This window comes from Synechococcus sp. N32 (assembly GCF_900473895.1).
In the GTDB taxonomy this organism is placed as follows: Bacteria; Cyanobacteriota; Cyanobacteriia; order PCC-6307; family Cyanobiaceae; genus Parasynechococcus.
Genome location: NZ_UCND01000001.1, coordinates 1 through 9,571 on the forward strand (window position 1 = coordinate 1; position 9,571 = coordinate 9,571).

Genomic DNA, 9,571 nt, shown 5'->3' on the forward strand with positions numbered 1-9,571 from the left:
CACCGGCTGACCAGCCGCACGAAAACTTCGTCTTCCCTGAAGAGGTTCTGCCCCGCGGCAACGCCCTCTGATCGCAAGGCCGAATTGTTCCTTCAACCGCCCAACCGGGCGGTTTTTTTTTGGGTTCAGTTGCTGTCTGAATCAGGTCCCAGACGCAAGGTGAGATCGAGGCCGTTGCGTTGATCGAGCAGCGCTCGCAAAAGTGCATCGATGAGCAGAACGATGCCAAGCAACTCCAAGGCTTCTTCCAATCCTGTGATGGCGCCATACCAGGGGCTATGCAGGCGGATCAGGCTGGATCGAACGGCGAAGCTTCCGATCATTTCCATGCCGATGGCACCGCCGATGTAGACGGCCCCTGATCGCAGCAACCGTGATGCCGTTGCTCGGGAGATTGAGCCGAGGAAGCGGCGAAAGCGCCACAGCAGGATGAGGGCGAGCACGGCGTAGGGCACCACCCAGGTGGATGCCAGAGCTGGGTGCACCTGGTGCCTGAGCCCTGGAATGATCAAGATCTCGTGGATCTGAAGGGCTTCGTCGAGTGCCAGAAAGATGAAAATTTTCGACAGCAAACGCCAGTCCTGGGCAGCGATGCGATCGCTGCCCTCACCCAGTCGTTGCATCAACAGGGCCGCCATCAACAACAGCGCGCTGCTGAACAGGGTGGGCAGGTTGAGTTCGCGGTCCATGTTGAGGCTGTCCAGCCAATGCTTCTCCGCCCCGAAGCCGTAAATGCCCACTTGCACGACGCTGTGGGCCAGCAAGAGCCCTGCGGTGATGGCCATCAGCAGCGTTCGGATCGATCGTGGCGTGAGCGGAATGATTCCGATCTGGCCTGGATCCGCTGCATTGGGTTGCTGAATCACGGTTGGCTTGTGCGGAGGGTGAACCCCGGTCTCAGAGTTCGGTTCTAAACCTCTGCTTAACCTGCGCTTCGCGCAAGGGATGGGCTGGTGGCTGTGATCTACACACGGGGTCGCGCCCTCAAGACAGCCTTTACTGCGTTGTTCGTGGTGGTGGCAGGTGCGTCTCTGTTGACGATGGCCGTGCAGCTGGTGATGGCTGCCTCTGGTGGTTCCCAACCTGATCTCGGTTGGGGCGTTGTGGCGGGGGTGAGCACGGGACTGGCGGTCTGGGCCACCCGTTCCCAGGGGCTGTTGCGGTTGCTGTCGGATGCCGATCCATGGGCCCATCAGAGCCGCACCCGTGCGGTGTGGGGTCTGCTGGCGCTTGTGGTTCTGCTGGTTGTCGGCTTGAAGACCGGCTCGCCGGACCGTGACGCCTACAAAAATCTGGTGTTTGGCGAGGGTGGCCTGGTGGAGTGGAGCCAGGTGCTGGTGCTGGTGCTCGCCAGCCGGACGGCCTGGTTGATCGGCTCCGACTTGAATGCGCGTTTGCAGGTACGCCGCCCCGGTCGGCTGTTCCAGTGCGGCGCGGCATGTCTTGCCCTGGTGTTGATGGAGGAGCTCGCCTGGGGCCAGGTGATCTTCAGCTGGCGGACCCCGCCCTTGTTGAACGAGATCAACGCGCAGAACGAGACGACTCTGCACAACATCGGCTGGTTTCAGGAACGACTGGATCTGGGCACCTTCCTGGCGACCCTTGGGGTTTTGGCTGTTGTGGTTCTGGCGCCGCGCTGGATGGGAGCGCTTACAAAACACTGTTCTGAATCGATGGCGCCCGTGGTTCGGGCCCTCACTCCCGCTGTCTACAGCTGGCCGCTGTTTCTGGCGGTTTCTGCGCTGGCGTTCTGCATTGCGACGCGCACCTGCTCCGAGTTGATCCTCAATCGGGATCAGGAGTGGGGTGAGCTGGTGCTCTATGCCTCCATTTATCTGTTGTTGTTACGCACGCGCGTGCTGCTTGGCCCTGTGCAGCACGCTCCGTAATCTGCCCAAAATCCCTCAAGGACGGCTGCATGCGTCGACCCAGCGGCATAGATGCGTCCTCCCCAACCCGTTGGCCAAGCAAGGTGTTGGCGATGGCAGGTCTGTTTGCCCTGATCTGTTTTGGGCTGCAGGCTTGGCGGCTGTTCAGCCTCAGCGCCACTTATGACCAAGCCCTGTTTCTGCAGGAGCTCTGGGCGACAGCGCAGGGTCGTCCCTTTGAAAGCAGCCTCTCATCGGTGTTGTCGGGGGCGGTGGTGGTCGGCGATGGTCTCCCGTCCATCGATTACTTGCACCTGGGGCAGCACGCCAACGTCTTAACCGTGCTGATGGCTCCCCTCGTGGCTGTGTTCGGGATGTGGGCGCTGCCGTTGCTTCAGGTGGGCCTGCTCACTGCCGCAGGTCTGGTGCTGTGGCGATTGGCTGACTCCCGCCTTCCGCGGCCCCTGGCTGAACGGATCACCCTTGCCTACTTCCTCAGTGGTGCGGTGATTGGCCCGGCTCTCGAGAACTTTCACGATCTGGTTTGGCTGCCCCTTTTGGCCTTTCTCGTGGTGGGAGGGCTCCTCGATGGCTGCCGTTGGCGGGTCTGGCTGTTTGGCGCTCTGTTGTTGTTGGTGCGAGAAGACAGTGGCTTGCTGTTGTTTTCCCTTGGCCTCTGGGCCCTGGTGCGTCGTCCCGACCAACGCATCACCGGAGCCTTGCTCATCGGGGTGTCCTTCGCCTGGGTCGTGTTGGTCACCGGTTGGATTCAGCCGATGGTGGACTCCTCGTTGTCGGATCGCTTCCTGAAGGAGAAGTTCGGCCATCTGGTGGATGACCCGTCGGGGGGAACGGTTTCTGTGCTTTGGGCCATGCTGCGCCAGCCTTTGGCGTTGCTCGAAGCGTTGGTGTCGCCGCCCGGGGCAACCCTCGGCTTTGTGCTGGCGTTGAGCCTGCCGCTGGTGCTGGTGCCCCTGTTCTCGGTGGATGCCGCTTTGCTGATGCTGGCCCCGCTGTTGATTGCTTTGCTCTCCCAAGGGCGATCGGCCTTGTCCGTCACCCTGCGCTACGTGCTGGCTCTGGTGCCCGGGCTCTATCTCGGTGCTGTGCTCTGGTGGCAACGCCACCAGGAGGCCTGGTCGAAGCCCTGGCTGCGCCGTTGTTGGACCGCGGCCCTGTCGCTTGGCCTTGTGCTCACGCTGGTGGGGAACCCCCACCGCACCCTCTCGGCCGTCATCCCCGACAGCTTTTCCCCCTGGGCGTACGTGTCTCCTCAGCAAATGCTGAACCGCCGGCAGGCGGCTTTACAGGCCGTGGCGCTGATTCCATCGGATGCCAGCGTTGCTGCCGATACGCCTTTGCTGCCGTTGTTGGCCCAACGGGAGGCGGCGATTCGTTTCCCTCGGCATGTTCAGTACCGCGATCGCCAGGGCCGCGTTCAACCGGTGGATTGGGTGGTGGCAATCCCCGACTATCACACCCCGTTGGCTCCAGTGTTCAAGGGATCGCGTAACAAACAGCAGCGCATTCAGCGGGAACTGCGAAACCTCAAGGCGTCGGGCGATTACCGCTTGGTGCATTGCCACGGTGGCGCTGTTGTTTTGCAGCGGCAGGTGCCCGACACAGCTCCAGGCCCGATGGCCAGCTCTGGCAGCTCCAATTCTTGTCCCTGGCTTGAGTGAGCAACCGTTGCTGCACCTTGCGGCTTGATCCCCAGCCCGGGTCAGCGGGATTGAGCAGCAGCACATTCCAGGGGCCAGCCTTGGGGAATGGACTCAGTTTTTTCTTGGGGAAACCGATGTTGGTGCGCTGGCTGAGCTGTGGCACCAGGTAACTGGTGGTGAGCACGGCGTCTTCCGGTTGGATCAGAGCCTGGGCCTCATTGACCCCTTGCAGCTGGGGCACTCGGGTCAGGTAGGGCCCGGAGAAGAACCAGGGCTTGGCCAGCGCCAGCCAACAGGCCATGGCCCAGCACAGTATCCAGGGAAAGCCCCGCTGGGGCTGGGCTTTCCCCCGCAGGCCATCGATGCAGGCCACCACGGCCACCAGTGCCAGGGGCAGGCTGTAGTGATGCACCAGGGTGCGGTAGCTGGCGGATGCGGAGAGCAGATTCACCAGCACCAACGGCAGCCCGATCAGCAGCGTGCTCAGGGAGGCCCGCCGCCACAGGGCGATGCAGGGCAGGCAAAGCAGCAGCAGATATTCCGCTCCTCCAACCCAATCCAGGCCACTGAGAACCGTCAGCGGATCGCCGCTCAAATGGTTAAACATCCGCGCTGCAGCCTTGGGGCCTTCGCCACCCCTGAGCAGTGGATAGAGCCAACGGCTGAGCATCAGCAGCCAGCCGATGCTGAGGCCCCCCGCCGCCAGGCTCCACCGCCAACGCCGCCGGCACGCAAGATCGATGGCCATGCCTGCTGTGATCAGCACCAAGCCATCGCGGCAGCCCAGCATCAGCAGCAGCAAGCCAAACCAGAGCCGGGAGTGGCCGTTGCGCTCGGCCCAGAGGGCTAAAGCGAACGCCGGCATCACCCAGGTTTCGGGGTGAAAATCAAACAGAGCTGTGTTGAACACCACCGGCTGCAGCCACCAGAGCCCGCAGGCCAGCCAGCACTGCCGGGGTCCCAAACCAGCCTGCTTGGCTAGCCACCAAACCGGCAGTGCGGTGCAACTCAGGGCCAGGGCCTGACTGGCCAGGAGCCAATGGATGCTCGGCAGGATCCGATAGGCCGCGCCGGCCAGGTAGAGCATCCAGGCTCCGTGGTCGGCCAGCACATGCACCTGCTCCATCGAGGAGATCGGTGCCGCTCCCGATCCGATCAGCCAGGCCCATTGATCGAACAGCCCCAGGTCGTAGGCATTGCTTTGCAGCAGGTCATGGCGTGCCGCTGCAACGCCCCAGAGCAGCAGGCCCAGCCCTGCGCAAAGCGCCAGTAGCAGCGGAGGACAGCCCCGCGGCTGAGATGGCCGGGCGTCAGCGCTGGGGCTGGAGGTCATCGATCGGGATCAGATAGGTCTGGCTGCGTGAGTCCATCCAGGCATGGGGGCTTGCCTCCACCATCTCCCGCAGGAGCTGTTGCCGCCGCTGCGGCATCGGCCGGTAGGTCTTGTCCCACACGAAGCTGCCGGCCAGATGGCTGGCTCCAGCTTGTTTCCAGCGCTGCAGTCGCTCCGGCGTCAGTTGTTTGCTGGAGATCAGCCAGCCCTGACGGCGGGCCAGGTTGAGCAGGGTGGGATCGGTGCTGGTGACGCTCACGATCCGTGCATCGCTGGGCAGATCCCTGCGGATGGTGAGGGCCAACGGCATCCACGCCTCTCGCTGCCGATGCTCCACGGCCCAGTAATCGAGTGAGAGCACCGTGAGGCTCACCACCAGAGCAAGGCTGAGCAACAGCCGAGGCTGCCAGCGGGGCTGCCGTTGGTGCCATGCCTGCCATCCCAAGCCGATCAGTGGGGAGCTGAACAGCAGCAGAGGTAGCTGGTAGTACTCGTGAATCGTGCTCGAGCGCATGGTGGCGATCGTGCAGAGCAGCACGCCCACCAAACCGCTGATGCTGATCTGCCCGCCGCCGCTGCGCCAGCTCGCCCTCAGGCCGATCAGCAGAAACGGCACCCCCACCACTGCCAGGAGCCGCAGGATTACCCGCAGCAGCAGGTTGATCCAGCCGTTGAGATCCAGCAGAAGACTGATGCTGCTGCGATCGGCTCCTGAACCCCAGAACCCGAAGCTCAGACCACTGGTCTGTCCCAGTTGATGGGCATGCCAGTACCAGCTGGCGATCGCCATCAGGCTGGTGCCGATGTAAAGCCAGAAGCCGGGACGCCCCAGCAGACGAAGCACGCGGCTCGGCAGGGTCTGCAGGGGTGGGGCCTGGCCTTGAGGGTTGGAGCTGAGCTGCACCATCAGCATGGGCAGCCCCAGCCAGAGCAGTGGAATCACCTTGATCAGACCAGCGCTGGTGAAGCACACCCAGCTCAGAGCCAGGCTCCAGGGCAAACGTCGCTTTCGCCAGAGGCTCAGGCTCTCCAGGGCCCCTGCGGCACAAAGCATCAACAGGGCTTCGGCCTGAAAGGCGCGCCCGAAATACACCCCCAAAGGTGCGATGGCAAAGGCCAGGCCCGCCCACCAACCGGCTTCGGGGTTGAACCAACGCCGGCCCAGGCGCATCACCAGCCAGATGGTCAAGGCGCTGCAGAGCACCGACAGACCACGGCCCAGCCACTCCTGCACGCCGATCAGGCCGTAGAGGCGGCTCACCAGAAAGGGATAGAGGGGAAATTCCGACTCCACAAAGCCGGCACTTGCACCGCTCCAGTCGACCTGCGGCAGCCAGATCGGTGTGCCCGCCAGGCTGAAATGCCGTGCCATGGCGGCGGTGTCGGCTTGCCGCCAGCTGTGAACCCCCAGCACCGGCATCCAGATCTGCACCAGCCGCAGCAGGCTTCCAAGGCCGATGGGCAGCCAGGTCGGCCTAGGGATTGTTCCAGACGAAGCGGGATGACGCCGCATAGTTCCAGACGTAGACGACAACAATGCCCGCTAACTGGGCCCAGAGCGTATGGGCCTGGATCAGGGTGTAGAAACTGGTTGCAAGGCCAACGTTGGCAAGGGCCGGCAGGGAGGCCACCAGCAGGAACTTCAGCAACCCCCGGATCAATTGCCGTCCGCTCTGGCGTCGGTCGCGGAAGGTGAGGGCGTTGTTCACCAGATAGTTCGAGCTTGCGGCGGTGATCACAGCCACAGGAAGCGCCTGCTGAAACGCCAGGTTGAACAGGCCCATCAGCAGTGCTGTGGACAGCAACTGCACCACCACCCCTGAGGCTCCCACAAGCCCAAAGCTGATGGCCCGACGCGGCAGCAGCCGCAGGGTTGCAGTGTGAATCAGGGACACGACGAAGTCCCAGAGGACGGCGAGATCGAGCTTGGAACTGCCATGCAGCCTTGGCTGAAAACGCAGCGGAATTTCTCCCACATGCAGGCGGCCGCGACTGATGGCAAGGAGTTCGTAGAAGAATTTGAAGCCATTCACGTCCACCTGACGCACCAGCGGCAGACAGCGGTCGAGGCGCAGCACGATGAAGCCGCTCATGCAATCGCTCAGGTGCCGGTAGGACCTGGGCAGGCTCCAACGGGCCAGTCGGTTGGCCAGGGTGGAGCCATCGGTGCGTCGATCACTGAGGCCTCGGATTTCGGAGCGGTCGAGGAAGCGGCTCCCGGCCACAAGGTCCAGTCCCTCTCGATCCAGGAGCTGCACGGCTTCGCCCACGGAGGTCGGTTCGTGCTGTCCATCGCTGTCCATCACCACAGCGGTGGGGTAGAGCGCTGCGATCAGGCCTTCCTTGATGGCGCTGGCCAGTCCGGAGCGTCCCACCCGTTGGATGATCCGGATCCTGGGGTCCTGGCGGGCCAGGGCGCGAACCAGATCTGGGGTGCCATCGCGGGAATCGTCATCGACGATCAGGATTTCGAGCGGATGATCCGTCCCCAGGTGCAGCAGGGATTCGATCACCTGGCGGATGGAACCACCTTCATTGAATGTGGGCAGCACGATGGACAGGCCGCTGTGGCTTGTCGGTCCTTCACGTTCCGCGGTGGACGACACAGTGCGCTCCAGTCGGGCTCAGGCTACCGACAGTTGGCCAGAGTCCATCGCCCGGCTTGGCCTTCGGTGATGCAGTCCTTCTGCGGCTTGTCGCTGAGACGGCGGCCTGGGCCACCTTTGAAGCGCTCAATGCGTTGTTCGGCATACCAGTTGAGGCTGGGGCGTTCGTCGTAACCCTTCAGCCTGATTTCGCCTCCAGGGTTGGCTCTGGCCAGGGCTGCCACCGGCTGCACGGGCCAGGTTTCGTTGAGCTCCCACAACCACAGGGGGGAGTGAAACAGCAGAGCCAGCGCTGCCGCATTGCCGCAGCTGAGGCTGATCACCCCCATGCGTCGTCGCTGTGGTGCGCCAGAGCGCAGCCACCATCCGCCGCCACACCAGCCGAGGCCCAGCACAACCGCCAGATCGCGGTAGGGCTCAAGGCTGCTGCCGATGCTGTTGAAGCTGGCCAGCCAAAGCAGCAAGAGCAGCAGCCCGAGCCCGCACCAGAACATTGGAAGCCGCGACAGCAGCCAGCGCCAGGGGGGCTGTGGGTTGCCAGGTGAATTCGACGAAGAAGAGGGTCGCTCCACCAGCCAGGCCAGCAGCGGAGCACAGAGGAGTGCAATGGGCAGCCAGAGCGGGTGGCTGTACCAGGGGAGCTGGGTGCGCAGCGGAAGAATGGCCCCGGCCAGGGTGAGCAGGCTGGCCAGAGACCAACGGCTCCAGCGGCTCTGACGGCACCGCCAGGCCCAGACCAGGGCGAAGGGCAGCAGCGGCAGCCAGGGCCAGCCCCCCTCCAGCACTTCGATCACCGGGACCCGCCAGCCCAGATCACTGCCTTCGCCAGCATCCAGAAGAACCCGCCCAGCGCCATCGCCGCCCCAGAGCCAGAGCGCTTCACTGCCTCGGATGTGGGCATGCCAGAGATGCCAGCCGATTCCCGGCGCCAGGCCCAGCAGCATCCCGATCAGGGCTGCCGACTTGTTGGTCCAGGATTTCCATTCCTGGCTACAGGCCAGTGCCACACCAGCGGCCACCGCCGCGGGCACCAGCAATGGGGCTTTGAGCAGCAGCATGGCGCTGGCCATCAGGCCGGCGACGGCCCCCCAGAGTGCGCTGGTTCGGCTCCCGTTGAGCTTCAGCAGGGCCAGCCAAAGCAAAGCCATGGCCGACAGCTGGGTTCCATCCAGCATGGCCAGACGTCCGTGCCGGGCCACCGGCAACAGCGTCAGCAGAATCACGCTGGTGGCGAGGGCGCTGGAGCGGTCTCCCGGCCGCAGCGTCCATTGCAGCCAGCCTCCAAGGGGCACCACCAGGCACGACAGCAAGGCGGGTGCCAGACGGATCGTCCACTCCGAAGGGAGCTGGTTGTGCTGTGTTGTGGCGCCAATCACGAGGGCGATCAGGCTGTGCAGACCCGGTGCCTTGTTGAGGTAGGGCTTGTCCCAGAGGGTGGGCAGCAACGGGGCTTCCCCGAGGCCGTGGCGAAGTTCGAGGGCCACCCGGGCCACGGTGGCTTCATCGAAGTCCCGCAAGGGGAGATCGCCGAGGCCGATCAGGGCCAGCACGGCAGCGGCTGTGCCGAGCGCCACCAATGCGATCCAGGGTGCTGCGTCAGGAGCTGAGCCGGAGCGCATGGGGCCCCTCTTCACATCGAAAACTGAGTATGGTCCGGGTGTTCAGGATGCAGCGGCGTGGAGAGGTGATTGCTTCCTTCGGGAGGTGGGCATAACTCCGAAGGCGTTGCCGGCATTCACAATCCTTCAGGAGGAGGTGTCCATGATTTCCAGTTGTTTGATCCAGGGTCTGCTGATCGCGGAGAACGCCGGCTGAACGGCGCCTTCTGACTGATCATCCGGTTCCGCGGCAAAAGCGGACCCGGCGAGAGCCCCCGTCCGGATTCCCGGGCGGGGGCATCGTTTATTTGAGGTGCCTAGCGCCTGAACGGTATCCGCTGATACATGTCGATGTAAGGACCGGCACACGCGGCGTTGGTGGGCCGATGAGCAGCCCTCAAAATCTGGAAATGGCGTAGTTGCGCCTATTTCCTGTGTGAGGAATCAAATGAAGCTTTTCCAGCAACTGCTGGTGGCTCCTGCCGCCCTTGGCCTTCTGGCC

6 protein-coding genes and 2 pseudogenes are annotated in these 9,571 nt (G+C 63.7%); 3 read left to right on the plus strand and 5 right to left on the minus strand.

What is annotated here, in order from left to right; translation table 11 throughout:
- A pseudogene (locus DXY35_RS13265) lies at positions 1-71 on the plus strand (photosystem II protein D2); the annotation flags it as partial.
- A 54-nt stretch (positions 72-125) separates the two neighbouring features.
- On the opposite strand, the gene DXY35_RS00005 reads toward DXY35_RS13265, so the two are convergent.
- Positions 126-866, minus strand: a complete 741-nt coding sequence (locus tag DXY35_RS00005; RefSeq protein WP_244272802.1) for a hypothetical protein — start codon at positions 864-866, stop codon at positions 126-128.
- A gap of 87 nt (positions 867-953) precedes the next feature.
- Here DXY35_RS00005 and DXY35_RS00010 point away from each other — a divergent pair, with 87 nt between their 5' ends.
- Positions 954-1,889, plus strand: a complete 936-nt coding sequence (locus tag DXY35_RS00010; protein ID WP_137006681.1) for a hypothetical protein — start codon at positions 954-956, stop codon at positions 1,887-1,889.
- Between the two features lie 92 nt (positions 1,890-1,981).
- Positions 1,982-3,409: pseudogene (locus tag DXY35_RS00015) on the plus strand (DUF2079 domain-containing protein); the annotation flags it as partial.
- Between the two features lie 7 nt (positions 3,410-3,416).
- Here DXY35_RS00015 and DXY35_RS00020 read toward each other — a convergent pair.
- From DXY35_RS00020 to DXY35_RS00035, 4 genes are read right to left on the minus strand one after another with little or no spacing between them, the layout of a single operon-like run.
- Complete coding sequence (locus DXY35_RS00020; RefSeq protein WP_115080180.1) at positions 3,417-4,865, minus strand: DUF2079 domain-containing protein; 1,449 nt, start codon at positions 4,863-4,865, stop codon at positions 3,417-3,419.
- On the minus strand, positions 4,843-6,378 hold the full coding sequence (locus DXY35_RS00025) for a glycosyltransferase family 39 protein (RefSeq protein ID WP_244272804.1): 1,536 nt from the start codon (positions 6,376-6,378) through the stop codon (positions 4,843-4,845). The genes DXY35_RS00020 and DXY35_RS00025 overlap by 23 nt, the downstream gene beginning before the upstream one ends.
- Positions 6,341-7,471, minus strand: a complete 1,131-nt coding sequence (locus DXY35_RS00030) for a glycosyltransferase family 2 protein (protein WP_115080182.1) — start codon at positions 7,469-7,471, stop codon at positions 6,341-6,343. Before DXY35_RS00030 ends, DXY35_RS00025 begins: the two co-directional genes overlap by 38 nt.
- 23 nt (positions 7,472-7,494) lie before the next feature.
- Entirely contained in the window at positions 7,495-9,090 is a 1,596-nt protein-coding gene (locus DXY35_RS00035) for a glycosyltransferase family 39 protein (RefSeq protein WP_115080184.1), read from the minus strand.
- Positions 9,091-9,571: the final 481 nt, after the last annotated feature.